The 13,079-nt window shown below is 69.5% G+C and carries 13 protein-coding genes; 3 read left to right on the forward strand and 10 right to left on the reverse strand.

What is annotated here, in order from left to right; genetic code table 11:
* The first annotated feature begins 199 nt into the window (after positions 1–199).
* A complete protein-coding gene (locus tag ACIA5G_RS19110) occupies positions 200–2,395 on the forward strand; it encodes an MMPL family transporter (protein ID WP_395924749.1) in 2,196 nt (731 codons plus the stop codon).
* Positions 2,396–2,456: 61 nt separating this feature from the next.
* On the opposite strand, the gene ACIA5G_RS19115 is transcribed toward ACIA5G_RS19110, so the two are convergent.
* The 5 genes from ACIA5G_RS19115 to hisD form a co-directional block, all read right to left on the reverse strand.
* Positions 2,457–2,885, reverse strand: coding sequence for a nitroreductase/quinone reductase family protein (locus ACIA5G_RS19115; RefSeq protein WP_395924751.1), 429 nt, complete (start codon positions 2,883–2,885; stop codon positions 2,457–2,459).
* A 62-nt stretch (positions 2,886–2,947) separates the two neighbouring features.
* Entirely contained in the window at positions 2,948–3,106 is a 159-nt protein-coding gene (locus ACIA5G_RS19120; RefSeq protein WP_395924753.1) for a hypothetical protein, read from the reverse strand.
* Positions 3,103–3,702: an imidazoleglycerol-phosphate dehydratase HisB gene (gene hisB, locus ACIA5G_RS19125; protein ID WP_395924755.1), complete on the reverse strand. Its 600-nt coding sequence runs from the start codon at positions 3,700–3,702 to the stop codon at positions 3,103–3,105. The genes ACIA5G_RS19120 and hisB overlap by 4 nt, the downstream gene beginning before the upstream one ends.
* The gene (locus tag ACIA5G_RS19130) at positions 3,699–4,799 is read right to left on the reverse strand and encodes a histidinol-phosphate transaminase (protein ID WP_395924757.1); all 1,101 of its coding nucleotides are present in this window, start codon (positions 4,797–4,799) and stop codon (positions 3,699–3,701) included. Before ACIA5G_RS19130 ends, hisB begins: the two co-directional genes overlap by 4 nt.
* Complete coding sequence (hisD, locus tag ACIA5G_RS19135; protein ID WP_395924759.1) at positions 4,796–6,121, reverse strand: histidinol dehydrogenase; 1,326 nt, start codon at positions 6,119–6,121, stop codon at positions 4,796–4,798. Before hisD ends, ACIA5G_RS19130 begins: the two co-directional genes overlap by 4 nt.
* A gap of 83 nt (positions 6,122–6,204) precedes the next feature.
* Here hisD and ACIA5G_RS19140 point away from each other — a divergent pair, with 83 nt between their 5' ends.
* Positions 6,205–6,999, forward strand: a complete 795-nt coding sequence (locus ACIA5G_RS19140; RefSeq protein WP_395924761.1) for a carbon-nitrogen hydrolase family protein — start codon at positions 6,205–6,207, stop codon at positions 6,997–6,999.
* A 19-nt stretch (positions 7,000–7,018) separates the two neighbouring features.
* Here ACIA5G_RS19140 and ACIA5G_RS19145 read toward each other — a convergent pair whose 3' ends face one another.
* From ACIA5G_RS19145 to eccB, 3 genes are read right to left on the reverse strand one after another with little or no spacing between them, the layout of a single operon-like run.
* A complete protein-coding gene (locus ACIA5G_RS19145) occupies positions 7,019–7,672 on the reverse strand; it encodes a response regulator (protein WP_395924763.1) in 654 nt (217 codons plus the stop codon).
* A complete protein-coding gene (locus ACIA5G_RS19150; protein ID WP_395924766.1) occupies positions 7,669–8,364 on the reverse strand; it encodes a response regulator in 696 nt (231 codons plus the stop codon). The genes ACIA5G_RS19145 and ACIA5G_RS19150 overlap by 4 nt, the downstream gene beginning before the upstream one ends.
* 11 nt (positions 8,365–8,375) lie before the next feature.
* On the reverse strand, positions 8,376–9,797 hold the full coding sequence (gene eccB, locus ACIA5G_RS19155; RefSeq protein ID WP_395924768.1) for a type VII secretion protein EccB: 1,422 nt from the start codon (positions 9,795–9,797) through the stop codon (positions 8,376–8,378).
* A 142-nt stretch (positions 9,798–9,939) separates the two neighbouring features.
* Between eccB and ACIA5G_RS19160 the strand changes: the two genes are divergently transcribed.
* Positions 9,940–10,986: a type VII secretion protein EccE gene (locus ACIA5G_RS19160; RefSeq protein WP_395924771.1), complete on the forward strand. Its 1,047-nt coding sequence runs from the start codon at positions 9,940–9,942 to the stop codon at positions 10,984–10,986.
* A gap of 48 nt (positions 10,987–11,034) precedes the next feature.
* Here ACIA5G_RS19160 and ACIA5G_RS19165 read toward each other — a convergent pair whose 3' ends face one another.
* Positions 11,035–11,694 carry a hypothetical protein gene (locus ACIA5G_RS19165; RefSeq protein ID WP_395924773.1) on the reverse strand — a complete coding sequence of 220 codons (660 nt, stop codon included), beginning with the start codon at positions 11,692–11,694 and terminating at the stop codon, positions 11,035–11,037.
* A 224-nt stretch (positions 11,695–11,918) separates the two neighbouring features.
* The gene (locus ACIA5G_RS19170; protein WP_395924775.1) at positions 11,919–12,587 is read right to left on the reverse strand and encodes a hypothetical protein; all 669 of its coding nucleotides are present in this window, start codon (positions 12,585–12,587) and stop codon (positions 11,919–11,921) included.
* Positions 12,588–13,079: the final 492 nt, after the last annotated feature.

A 13,079-nucleotide genomic window follows, 5' to 3' on the forward strand; every position in this document is an offset into this window, starting at 1 on the left:
TCCTCAGCGAGCCGTCGGAGCGTACGTCACTCCCTGTCGATCGGCAAACCGCTTACTTGCCGATCGGCTGGGATAAACCTTGCTGTTCGGCAAGTCACATACTTGCCGATCGGCTTGGAGCAGCCCTTGCCGATCGGCTAGCGTGGGTCGTAACCAGATGGAGTGAATCGACCCCATTCGGGCGAAACGGAGCTGACTCGTGGCGACCTTCCTGTACCGGCTCGGCCGGTTGTCCTTCCGGCGGCGGGCGCTGGTCGCCGCCGTCTGGGCGGCCGTCCTCGTGGCGCTCGGGCTGGGCGCCCTCACGCTCTCCGGCCAGCTGTCGAACTCGGTGACCATCCCCGGCACCGAGTCCCAGCGGGCCGTCGACCAGCTGACCGAGAAGTTCCCGCAGGCCAACGCCGGGGGCGCCACCGCGCGCGTCGTGATCGAGGCGCCGGCCGGCACCACGGTCACCGACGCGAAGGGCAAGGCCGCCGTCGAGGCCCTGGTCGGGCAGCTGAAGACCGCGCCCAAGGTCGCGTCGGTGCTCGACCCGTTCCAGGCGCAGTCGATCTCGCCGGACAAGCGCGTCGCGCTCACCCAGGTCAGCTACGGCGCGAAGGCCTACGAGCTCACCGACGAGGACCGCCAGGCGCTGCTCGACACCGCGAACGCCGGCCGTGCCGCCGGGTTCACCGTCGAGTTCGGCGGTGACGCCGTGCAGGGCGTCCCCGCCACTGGCGCGACCGAAGGCCTGGGCGTCGCCGTCGCCGCGATCGTGCTGATCATCACCTTCGGGTCGCTGATCGCGGCCGGGATCCCGCTGCTCACGGCGCTGATCGGGGTCGGCATCGGGATGGCGGGCATCCTGCTCGCCTCCGGCGTCACCGAGCTGAACTCGAACACCCCGATCCTGGCACTGATGATCGGCCTGGCCGTCGGCATCGACTACGCGCTGTTCATCGTTTCGCGCTACCGGCACGAGCTCAGCATCGGCCGCGAACCCGAGGAAGCCGCCGGACGCGCCGCCGGCACCGCGGGCTCGGCCGTCGTGTTCGCCGGGCTCACCGTCATCATCGCGCTGGCCGGGCTCACCGTCATCGGCATCCCGTTCCTCGGCCAGATGGGCGTCGCCGCCGCGGTCACCGTCGCGATCGCCGTGCTCATCGCCCTGACGCTGCTGCCCGCCATCCTCGGCTTCGCCGGCCACCGGGTCGCCGGTGACCGCATCCGGCTGCGCCGCAAGCCGGTCGGAACGACGCACGGCGAGCGGTGGGCGCGGTTCGTGGCCCGCCACCGGATCCCGGTGCTGCTCGTCGCGCTGGCCGGGATGGCCGTGGTCGCGCTGCCCGCGCTCGGCATGCAGCTCGGCCTGCCCAACGACAGCACCGCCGCGCCGGAGTCCACGCAGCACAAGGCGTACGAGATCGTCAGCCGCAGCTTCGGCGAAGGCGCGAACGGGCCGCTGCTGGTCGTCGTCGACACCGGCGCGAGCACCAACCGCCAGGCCGCGCTCGGCCAGGCCGCGGCCGACATCCAGAAGCTGCCCGACGTCGCCGCCGTGACACCGGCGAAGGTCAACCAGACCGGTGACACGGCGTTGCTCTCGGTGATCCCCAAGAGCGGCCCGAGCAGCACCCAGACCGAGGACCTGGTGTCCGCGATCCGCACCGAGTCGGGGGTGCTGGAGAACGCGACCGGCGCGAAGCTGGCCGTCACCGGGCAGACCGCGGCGAACATCGACGTCTCCGAGAAGCTCTCGGACGCGATGCTCCCCTACCTCGGACTGATCGTCGGGCTGGCGTTCATCCTGCTGATGCTGGTGTTCCGCTCGGTCGTGGTGCCGCTGAAGGCGACGATCGGCTTCCTCGGCTCGGTCGCGGCGACGTTCGGCGCGGTGGTCGCGGTGTTCCAGTGGGGCTGGCTGACCGACCTGCTCGGGGTCGAGTCGACCGGGCCGATCATGAGCATGCTGCCGATCCTGCTGATCGGCGTGCTGTTCGGGCTCGCGATGGACTACCAGGTGTTCCTGGTGACGCGGATGCGCGAGGAGCACGTCCACGGCGCCGAACCGCAGGAGGCCATGGTCACCGGTTTCCGCCACGGCGCGCGAGTGGTCGTCGCGGCGGCGCTGATCATGATCAGCGTGTTCGCCGGGTTCGTGCTGGCCGAGTCGTCGCTGATCCAGTCGATCGGCTTCGCGCTCGCCTTCGGTGTGCTGGTGGACGCGTTTGTGGTCCGGATGACGCTGGTACCGGCGGTCATGTCGCTGCTCGGCCGCGGCGCGTGGTGGCTGCCGAAGTGGCTCGACCGGATCCTGCCGGACGTCGACGTCGAGGGCGAGAAGCTCACGAAGCAGCTCGACGACGCCCCCGGTGACGACCCACGCGAACTGGTCGGCGCCGGCCGCTAGCCCGATGCCATGAAGGGCACCCTCCTGGACTTGAAGCCCAGGAGGGTGCCCTTCATGGCGTTCAGGCCGGGGCGGGAACACCTTCGAGGACGATCACCGGGAACGTCCGGTCGGTGTTCCGCTCGTAGGCCGAGGTGCCGTCGGAAACCTTGCGGTAGAGGCGGTCGCGTTCCTCGCCGGTCGTCACGACGGCCCGGGCTTGGTAGGTCCCGTCACCCAGCTCGACGGTCACGGCCGGGTTGGCTCGCAGGTTGTGGAACCAGGCCGGGTGCCGGGGCGCGCCCGCCTTGGAGCCGACCACGAAGACGCGGCCCTCGTCGACCGCGAAGCCGAGCGGCACGGTGCTCGGCCGCCCGGTGCGCGCCCCGGTCGTGGTCAGCAGCAGGATCGGGAACGGTGGTCGGGCGACCGTGCCGCGGTTGGCGCGGAACTCGCTGATGACGCCTTTGTTGTAGGTCCGGAACTCCTCGTCGGCCGGCACGGCGGTCATGGTTCTCCTCGTTTCTCGTGGGAAGAACCATGCAGACCGCCGGAGCCGGCCAAAGGAATCGGTCAGCTCATGAACCAGAAGATCGCGCCGCCGATGGCCAGCAGTGCCGCGACGGCCAGCACACCGGCCATGAACTTGGCCGTCTTCCACGTCGAATAAACCCCGCCCACCAGGAAACCCCCGAGGGCGAGCAGGAGGACGCCGACAACTCCGCTGTTCACAGAACGCCCTTCGTGGAGGGGATACCGCCCGCGCGCGGGTCCGGCTCGGTCGCCGCGCGCAGGGCCCGGGCCACCGCCTTGTACTCCGCCTCCGCGATGTGGTGCGGGTCGCGGCCGTGGATCACGCGCACGTGCAGCGCGATCTGGGCGTGGAACGCCAGCGAGTCGAACACGTGGCGGGTCAGCACGAACGGGTAGTTGTTGCCGATCGTGAAGGTGTTGAACTGCTCCGGCTCCCCCACGTGCACGCAGAACGGCCGCCCGGAGACGTCGATCGCCGCGTGGGCCAGGGTTTCGTCCATCGGGATCCACGCGTCGCCGAAGCGGCGGATGCCGCTCTTGTCCCCCAGGGCCTGGCGGATCGCCTGGCCGAGCACGATCGCGGTGTCCTCCACCGTGTGGTGCGCGTCGATGTGGACGTCGCCGGTCGCCTCGACCTTCAGGTCCAGCGAGCCGTGCACGCCGAACGCCGTCAGCATGTGGTCGTAGAACGGCACGCCGGTCGAGATGTCGACCTCGCCCGTGCCGTCGAGGTCCAGCTGCACGGAGATCGAGGACTCCTTGGTGGTCCGCTCGACCTTGCCGATGCGCGTCATCGCGAAACTTCCTTACTCGCCTCGAGGAAGGCGTCGTTCTCTTCCGGGGTGCCGATGCTGACGCGCAGGTGCCCTTCGATGCCGGGCTCGCGGACCAGCACACCCTTGTCCAAATAGGACTGCCAGGCCGCGTGCGGGTCACTGAACCGTCCGAAGAGGACGAAGTTCGAGTCGCTCGGCACCGGGTCGAAACCCAGCCCCGCCAGCGCTTCCACGACGCGGTCGCGTTCCGCGGCCAGCTTGTGGACGGTGCTCAATGTCGCGTCCGCGTGACGCAGCGCCGCGCGCGCGGCCGCCTGCGTCAGCCGTGACAGGTGGTACGGCAGGCGCACCAGCTGCAGCGCGTCGACGACCGCGGGCGCCGCCGCGAGGTACCCCAGCCGTCCACCGGCGAAGGCGAACGCCTTGCTCATCGTGCGGGACACAATCAGCCGGGCCGGGTAGTCGGCCAGCAGCTCCACCGCGCTCGGCTGCGACGAAAACTCCGCGTACGCCTCGTCGACCACAACGATCCCGGTGGCCGCGTCCAGCACCACGCGCAGCTCGTCCAGCGGGATCGACCCGCCGGTCGGGTTGTTCGGGCTGGTGACGAACACGATGTCCGGCTGCTTCGAGCGGATGACCGTGGCCGCCGCGGCCGTGTCGAGCGTGAAGTCGTCGCGGCGCGGCGCCGGGACCCATTCGGTGCGGGTGCCCGACGCGATGATCGGGTGCATCGAGTACGACGGCTCGAAGCCGAGCGCGCTGCGCCCCGGCCCGCCGAAGGCCTGCAGGATCTGCTGCAGCACCTCGTTGGACCCGTTGGCGGCCCAGACGTTCTGCTCGGTGAGCACCACCCGCGTCGACACACTGAGGTAGTCGGCCAGGTCGTGGCGCAGCTCGAGGGCGTCGCGGTCCGGGTACCGGTGCAGCTCCGCGGCTTCCGCGCGGACCGCCTCGGCGACGTCGGCGACCAGCTCGGGCGGCGGCGGGTACGGGTTTTCGTTGGTGTTGAGCCGGACCGGGACGTCCAGCTGCGGCGCGCCGTACGGCGACTTGCCGCGCAGGTCCTCGCGCAGCGGGAGCTCGTCCAGCGTGACTTCTTCGCCGATGGTCATCGGGCCTCCCCCGCAAATCGAGCCGTCACGGCCTCGCCGTGCGCCGGCAGATCCTCGGCGTTGGCCAGCGCGACAACGCGGCCGGCAACCTCGCGCAGCGCGTCCTCGGAGTAGTCCACGACGTGGATGCCCTTGAGGAAGCTCTGCACGGACAGGCCCGAGGAGTGGCGGGCGAACCCGCCGGTGGGCAGGACGTGGTTGGAGCCGGCGCAGTAGTCGCCGAGCGACACCGGGGCGTACGCGCCGACGAAGATCGCGCCCGCGTTGCGGACCCGGGCGGCCACCTCGCGCGCGTTCGCCGTCTGGATCTCGAGGTGCTCGGCCGCGTAGGCGTCGACCACCTTCAGGCCGTCGTCCACAGTGGACACCAGGATGACACCGGACTGCTTGCCGCCCAAGGCCTCGGTGACGCGCTCGGTGTGCTTGGTCGCCGAGACGCGGCCCACCAGCTCCTTGTCGACGGCGTCGGCCAGCTCCTCAGAAGTCGTCACCAGGACACTCGCGGCGAGCGGGTCGTGCTCGGCCTGGCTGATCAGGTCGGCGGCGACGTGCACCGGGTCGGCCGTCTCGTCGGCGAGGATGGCGATCTCGGTCGGGCCCGCCTCGGAGTCGATGCCGATCAGGCCGCGCAGCATCCGCTTCGCCGCGGTCAGGTAGATGTTGCCCGGCCCGGTGACCACGTCGACCGGGGTGAGCTCGGTGCCGTCGGTGTCCGTGCCGCCGTACGCCAGCAGCGCGACGGCCTGCGCGCCGCCGACCGCCCAGACCTCGTCGACACCGAGCAGCTCGGCCGCGGCGAGGATGGTCGGGTGCGGCAGCCCGGCGAACCCGGCCTGCGGCGGCGAGCAGACGACCAGCGAGCCGACGCCGGCGATCTGCGCCGGGACGACGTTCATCACCACGGTCGACGGGTACACCGCGAGCCCGCCCGGCGCGTACAGCCCGACGCGCTCGACCGGCACCCACTTCTCGGTGACCGTGCCGCCGTCGACGACGTTCGTCGTGACGTCGGTGCGGCGCTGCTCGGCGTGCACCTTGCGGGCGCGGGTGATCGACTCCTCCAGCGCGGCGCGCACGGCGGGGTCGAGCTGGGCGAGGGCCTGGGTGAGCCGCTCCCGCGGCACGCGCACGCTCATCGGGCGCACCTTGTCGAACTTCTCGGTGTACTCGAGGACGGCTTCGACACCGCGGTCACGGACCGCCTCGACCACCGGGCGCACGTGATGCAGCGCCGCGTCCACGTCGTATTCGGCACGCGGCAGCGTGGCGCGCAGTTCGGCGGCGGTCGGGACCTGCCCGCGCAGGTCGGTGCGGTTCAACATGCCCCCAGGGTACGAGGTCACGCCGAGCGGGTTTTCAGCGATACTCCCTGGTGACGGCAGATCCCAGGATGCAGGAGGCAGCGGTGGCGCGAATCGCGTTGTGCCAGGTCAACTCGGGTGACGAACCGGAGGCGAACCTGAAGCTGGTTCGCACCGGCGTCGAGGCCGCGGCGGCCGAAGGCGCGCGGATCGTCGTGTTCCCCGAAGCGACCATGGCCCGCTTCGGCCGTCCGCTGGAGCCGGTCGCGGAGCCCCTCGACGGGCCGTGGGCGTCCGCGGTCGCCGCGGTGGCCGCCGAGCACGACGTGGTCGTCGTCGCCGGGATGTTCACCCCCGCCGACGCCGGGCGCGTGCACAACACGCTGCTGATCACCGGCGGCGGCCACCACCGCGGGTACGACAAGATCCACCTCTACGACGCGTTCGGCTTCGCCGAGTCCGACACGGTCGCCCCCGGCGCCACCCCGACCACCTTCGAGCTGGACGACGTCGTCTACGCCGTGGCGACCTGTTACGACGTGCGGTTCCCGGAGCTGTTCCGCGCCCTGGCCGACGACGGCGCCGACGTCGTGCTGCTCCCGACGTCCTGGGGCGCCGGCGAGGGCAAGCGCGACCAGTGGGAGGTGCTGGTGCGGGCGCGCGCCCTGGATTCGGGTTGCTGGGTGCTGGGCTGCGGCCAGGCCGACCCGTCGGCGACGGGCACCACGGTGAACCCGAAGGCGCCGACGGGAATCGGGTATTCGACGGCGGCCGACGGCTTCGGCCGGGTGGTCGCCCAGGCGGGCGCGGCCCCGGAGATGCTGCTGGTGGACGTCGACCCGGCGGTGTCGGCCAAGGCCCGCACCGCGACGGGAGCCCTGGCCAACCGCCGGCTCTGACCGACCCGAGCCGGGGAGGCTAGCGGAGCAGGCCTTCGCGGATCGCGACCCGGACGAAGCCCGCGCGCCGGCGCTCGCCCGTCTTGTCGCGGATGCGGTCCAGGTAGGACCGCACCGTCCGGACGCTGATGTTGAGGATCTCCGCGACGTCGACGTCCCGCTCGCCCGCCGCCACCAGCCGGAGCACCTGCTTTTCGCGCTCCGACAACACGATCTTCGGCCCCGCGTGGCGCTCTTCGCTGTCCTGGATGATCATCCCGGCCAGCGTCGGCGACACGTACGCGTTGTCGTCGGCGATGGTGCGGATCGCGCGAAGCAGCTCGTCACCGTCGACGTCCTTGGACAGGAAGCCCTTCGCGCCCGCCTGCATCGCGCCGAGCACCTCCGGCTGTTCCGCGTGCGCGGACACCACCAGCACCTTGTGCCCCATGTGCCCCACTTCCAGGACCGCGGCCGCGTCCTGGACCCCGCGGAGCTTGAGGTCGAGCACGACCACGCTGCCCGCCGGCTGGTCCTGGACCGCGAACCGGGCCACCGAGTCGGCGACCGCGCCGAGCTCGATGTCCGGGGCCTCGGTGAGCACGCGGGTGAGCGCGTACCGGTAGAGCGGGTGGTCCTCGATCACGCCGACCTGGATCCGCTTCGGCGCCGGTGACTCCGCCGCGTCGCTCATTTGCGGCCCCCGCGCCGCGGGCCGGAGCCGCCGATGAGACCGCGCCGGATGGCCTCCTTGACCAGACCCGGGCGCCGCCGTTCACCCGTCTTGTCGCGGATCCGGTCGAGGTAACCCCGCACGGTCCGGACGCCGATGCCGAGGATCAGCGCGATGTCGACGTCCCGCTCCCCCGCCGCCACCAGCCGCAGCACCTGCTCCTCGCGCGGCGACAGCTCGACGTCGGGCGAGGGGGCCCGCCGGTCGGCGTTGTCCTTCATGATCATCCCGGCGACCACCGCCGAGACGTACGCGCCGCCGCCGGCGACCGTCTTGATCGCGATCAGCAGCTCGTCGGCGTCGACGTCCTTGGACAGGAAGCCCCGCGCGCCGGCCGCGATCGCGCCGAGCACGACCTCCGGTTCCGCCTGCGCGGAGACCACCAGGACGTGGTGGCCGAGCTCGCAGACCTCCAGCACGGCCGCCGCGCCCGCCACCCCGGGCAGCCCCAGGTCCAGCAGGACCACGCTGCCCGGCGGCTGCCGGTGCACGTGGAACCGGGCGACCGAGTCGACCACCGCGCCCAGCTCGACGAAGTCGGCTTCGGCCAGTACACGCTCCACCGAGACGCGGTACAGCGGGTGGTCCTCGATGACCGCGACCCGGACCCGCCCCGCGCCCAAGTCGTCTTCGGTCGAACGCTCTTCTGTCATGTGCACGACTTTCACCCCGTTCCACCCGACGGAGCCGGCTGCCCGGCCGTGGCCGGGTCCAGCGCGGGGCCCGTCGGCACCAATGCCAGCAAACTACCTGCGACCGGCTGTCTGGCCACTCCTCCGTAGCCGAGCGAGGCCAACGCCTGCGCGTTCACCACCGGGTACTTCCGGCCGGTGTCGGTCACCAGGTAGGTGGTGGCCGAGCCGGACTCGGAGACGACCGCGCCTCCCGACGGGGGCACGTACACCTCGTCCGCCACCCTTGCTTCGGTCCTCGTCGCGACCTGGATTGCCTTCGCACCAGGGGAAAGCGGGAATTCGGCCGAAACGAGCAACCGGTTGCCCTGGATGCACAGCACGACGGAGTTCCCGGTGATCGGCGCCTTGCCGGGAATGCGGTCGGGGTAGGCCGCCGGGTCGGCGCCGCCCGCGCGGGGCGCGCCGATCTTCGGCGCGGCGGCGACGTCGGCGGCGCGCACCTGGACCGGCGCCGGCGGGCCGGGGTAGGCGGCGGCGTTGGCCTCCGCCGTCACGATCAGGCTCGCCTCGGTCTGGCCGATCGGCTCCAGGCCGTCCCGGCGGACGACGTAGTACGACGTCGCGGTGCCGGGCGCGGCCATGGCGTCCACGACGGCGAGCACTTCGCCGACGCGGGTGTCGCGGCCGCCGACCGCGGGGCCCCGGTCGCCGGCGCCGTCGACCGGCAGCGCGGTGAGGTCACGCCCGGCCGGGACGGTGTCGATCCAGCGCGTGGACACCGCGATCGTCGGGTAGCTGTCGAACTGCAGCGCGGTGGTGGCTTCGTCGCTCAGCTTGTAGCGCCGGCCGCCGGTGAGCAGGAACTTCTCGCCCTGCGGCAGCCGGACGAGCACCCCCTGGTCCCGCGGCAGCTCGACCCCGGACGCGGGTGCGGCGAGCAGGACGGCGGTGCGCGGCTCTTCCGACGCGGGCGCGTCCTGCGTGGTGCGGCTGCAGCTCGTCCACGGCGTGGTGACCAGCGCGGCCGCCGCGGGCACCGAATCGGGCGCGCCCGGGATGCCGATCTGGGCGCCGCGGCCGGCCTTGCCGAGGTTCTCCGAGGAGACGGACACGGTTGCCTCGCCGTTGCCGCCGGCCAGCAGCCGCGCGGAGGCGTAGTTGAGGACCGGGTGCAGCACACCGTCGGCGCCGAGCACGAACCGCGCGCCGGTGCCCTCCTCGACGATCACCTTGCCGCCCCCGAGCCAGTCCTTGCCGCCGGAGGGGTTCAGCAGGCCGATGATGCCGAAGACGGCGGTGACCAGCAGCGCGGCCACGAGCCCCAGCACCGTGCCGAGCACGAGCCGGCGGCTGGGCGAGACGGGGTGGTTGGCGTCGGCGGCGACGAGCGCGGACACGAGCCTGCGGCGGAGGAACTGGTACGCCTGGATCTGATCCCGCTGCGTCCACACGCTGCTGTTCCCCCGGCTGTGTGCGTCGTGCCTCCGAGTGCCCGATGCTAGGCACCCGGTTGCGGCAAGGGGAGGGTAATTTTTACGCCCACGCGGCATCTGGGGAGGCAGTAGCGTCGCAGACCCGGGGAAAGGGGAGCCCGTGTCCGTCGAAACCGCCGGCGCCGTCCGCCCGGCACCGGCCCGGCCCGCGACCACACCGCTGCCCTGGCTGCTGCCGATCCGGCCGCTGCAGGCCGCGGTGTGGGAGATCGCCGCGATCGCCGTCCTGCTCGTGTGGCTGGTGGACGGCGTCGCACAGCCCGTGCAGATCGGCGTCAGCGTGCTCGCCGGGCTGGTGGTGCTGCTGACGTCCGTGCGCTTCGCCGGGCGGCACCTGGGCGGCTGGGCGGTGACCTGGACGGGCTACCGGCTGCGCCGCCACGACACCCGCCGCGACAGTCCCGACCCGCTGCACAACGTCGCCGGGCCGGTGCAGGTGCGCCAGCACGTCGACCGCGCGGGCAACCGCTTCGGCGTCGCCGAGGTCGACGGCGGGTGGAGCGCGATCGTCCGGCTGACCCCCGGGACGGGCTCGCCCCGGGCCCTGGTGGACATCCTGCACGAGGCCTACCGGCGCACCGACGTCCCGCTGGCCTCGGCCCAGCTGCTGACCTGGGCGATCCCGCGCGGCGAGCAGGTGCTGCGGGTGCGCTGGCTGGCCGTGCGCTACCGCCCGGACCAGGCGCCGATCGCGGCCTTGGCTCGGGGCGGCGGAGACCTCGGCGCGCTGCGGAGCACGGCGTCGGCCGCGTTGAGCCTGATGGGTTCGCTCGCCGAGGCGGGGTACCAGAGCACGGTGCTGGAGGCCGGGGAGCTGGCGAAGGAGCTTCGGGTGGCTTTAGGCGTCCAAGGGTCCACGGATGCTCCGCCCGACCGCTGGCGGTCGTGGACGTGGGGCGGCGCGGCCCAGATGTGCTTCCGGCCGCGGTCACCGCGGACGCTGGAGGTTTCGGTGCCGGGAGCGGCCTTCACGGCGACGTCGTACACGCTGACCCGGACCCCGGGCGGGCGGGAGAAGGCCGAAGTGACGATCCGGGTGGGGGCTCGGCCGGGGGCTCCGGTGCCGGCGCCGGGATCGGTGGTTCCGCTGCACGGGCGGCACGGGGCCGCGGTGCGGAAGACTCTCCCCCTTGCATTGGATTCTTAAAGATCATCACTCCCTGCCGCAGCTGTGCGCCAACTCAGGACGCTGCGATCACGCTGGCATCGCAGGACACTGCCGACACTCACTCAGTCCCAAGTCGTTCCTGATCCACTTGTGGATTTCGTCAGCGCAAGAATCATGCTGAGTTAAGTCGACCAACTTGTATATATGACCGACAAGATCAGATGGCATCTTGGGAACACTTTTATCGAGCAAGATCGCACATCGACGCCCAGACATCAGCATTCCACCGATTTCGATCAGGACATTCGAATTTAGAAAACCGTCGACGTTGTCCATAATAACGATGGCATACTTGCACGCCCACATGTAAGTGACCACATTGGACCAAAGCATATCCTCGGCGTTTCCGTCACTTGCCATCTGCAAAACCAGGCCATGCGCCGAAACAGCTTCTTTTAGCCTCGCGATCAGCTTGAGGTAATGATCTTCAGGTCCTCGCGGAAATCGCGTGATAAGCATCACATTATTTTCGAACGAGCTTCGGGTCAATATCTTGGAAAGTCCTCCCGCGACACCAGGCGGTCCAAGAAATGCAGGAATCAAAGCGTGACGTTGCTGACCGAGCTCAGATCCCGCGCCGCGACTGAGATCCGCAGCCAGCGTCTCCACCTGGACATGCGAAGCCTTGGAATCCAAGGTGGCTTCCCCGAGAGGAGTCAGCGCCCAAGTATCAGGGGTGGGGCGCATCAGAAGACCCCCCATTCGCAAGCGCCCGAGTGCCGCACTCAAGTTGCCAACCGGAGGAAGACGTAGCTCCCTCATAAGTTCCGAGACATCTCTGGTACTGAATCGCCCAGCAGCCGCTCGCAGCATAACAAGGGAACCGATAGCTAGCACTTTGACCTGGATCGGCAGCTCCTGCAGACGGAGCCTGATGCTCTTACCGGCGTCCGACTGCCCATTCACCTCAGTCAACGATCAACCCCAGCCAACTCTTTGACCAAGTCCGCCGTACCTTCCAACCCGGGCCTGGTGATTTTAACCTCCCGCTGTTGCCCTTTCCCGCGTACCACTGCGACGTTGTCCATCTGCGTCAGCGTGGCGGCGAAATTATTCACATCAAGACGACCATAGTCGCTGACTACATTTCTGATGACCGCAGCAGCCGTCCACTCATCAACACCAGCGGCCTGCCGACCCGCAGACACAAGCTGCGCCAACTGCCGAGTTGCCAATGCCTTATTGGGAGCAAGCCTTTTGGTCGACACAACAACCTGCAACTCGTCATCCTTACAGGCGTAAACCACCTCGAGGGTGTCGCGATCCACCATGAGGACACGAGAAATCTTGTCAATCAGGTCGCCGTTCGAGCCCTCAAAGCCGCCCATGTCCCGACTGACCCCCTCGCCACCCGAGTCGCCAGACGGCAGATGCGGCTCAACCGCCTTGAACCCGCCCAGCCTGGCCTTTAGAAGCTCCCTGAGGACTATCCTGCGGTCGTCGCCTGTAAGCCTGAGCGCCTCGACGTCCGCCAGAGCTTGCGCGGCAGCCAGGCGGACAGCGTCACCATCCATATCCTCTGACATGATCAATTCCTCCCATGTAAATTGATATGTCGAACTCTCCTCAGACAGGTTCACACAGCCACTCCATCGCGTCAACGGTCTGTAACACGACTGGGTGACCTCGACGATCCCCGCAGCTCAAAGCGATACTTTGAGCACTCATAAGGTCACTCAAAGTGGTAGACCTCAGTCCAATCGCTTTGTCATGTCGGTCAGGATTTTGCCATGTGGCACTTCAGGTCTTGCGATATAGATGATCATGATCCTGAGCTGGTAGTTTCATCACAACATGAGCATGTCCTGAACTGGTCCATGATGAAATGACATCGAGCATGGAAGCTTAGAGGTCGTCTGTTCCGGTCGGTGGCTGTTGCAGGCTTCGCAGCAACTTCCGAAGCGGACTCTTGCTGATCGCATCCACCTGCAGACCATGGTCCTTGCGACTTGCCCATGTGCGCAAGAATTGAGCCGAACCTTCAAGACTCTGGAACTCGCGGTGGACTCACGACAGTGACGGAAACGACGGAGGCCGCCACGATCGCTCGTGACGGCCTCCGGAGGATCGAA

Origin of the sequence: Amycolatopsis sp. NPDC051758, from assembly GCF_044453095.1 — a bacterium.
Taxonomy (GTDB): Bacteria; Actinomycetota; Actinomycetes; order Mycobacteriales; family Pseudonocardiaceae; genus Amycolatopsis.

Bases quoted from the DNA above. Each gene is read 5' to 3' on its own strand.
- ACIA5G_RS19165 (WP_395924773.1), bottom strand. From the start codon at position 11,694: ATGCGCCCCACCCCTGATACTTGGGCGCTGACTCCTCTCGGGGAAGCC.
- ACIA5G_RS19145 (WP_395924763.1), bottom strand. From the start codon at position 7,672: ATGAGCGACGCGGCGGAGTCACCGGCGCCGAAGCGGATCCAGGTCGGC.
- hisB (WP_395924755.1), bottom strand. From the start codon at position 3,702: ATGACGCGCATCGGCAAGGTCGAGCGGACCACCAAGGAGTCCTCGATC.
- hisD (WP_395924759.1), bottom strand. From the start codon at position 6,121: ATGTTGAACCGCACCGACCTGCGCGGGCAGGTCCCGACCGCCGCCGAA.
- ACIA5G_RS19150 (WP_395924766.1), bottom strand. From the start codon at position 8,364: ATGACAGAAGAGCGTTCGACCGAAGACGACTTGGGCGCGGGGCGGGTC.
- ACIA5G_RS19130 (WP_395924757.1), bottom strand. From the start codon at position 4,799: ATGACCATCGGCGAAGAAGTCACGCTGGACGAGCTCCCGCTGCGCGAG.
- ACIA5G_RS19115 (WP_395924751.1), bottom strand. From the start codon at position 2,885: ATGACCGCCGTGCCGGCCGACGAGGAGTTCCGGACCTACAACAAAGGC.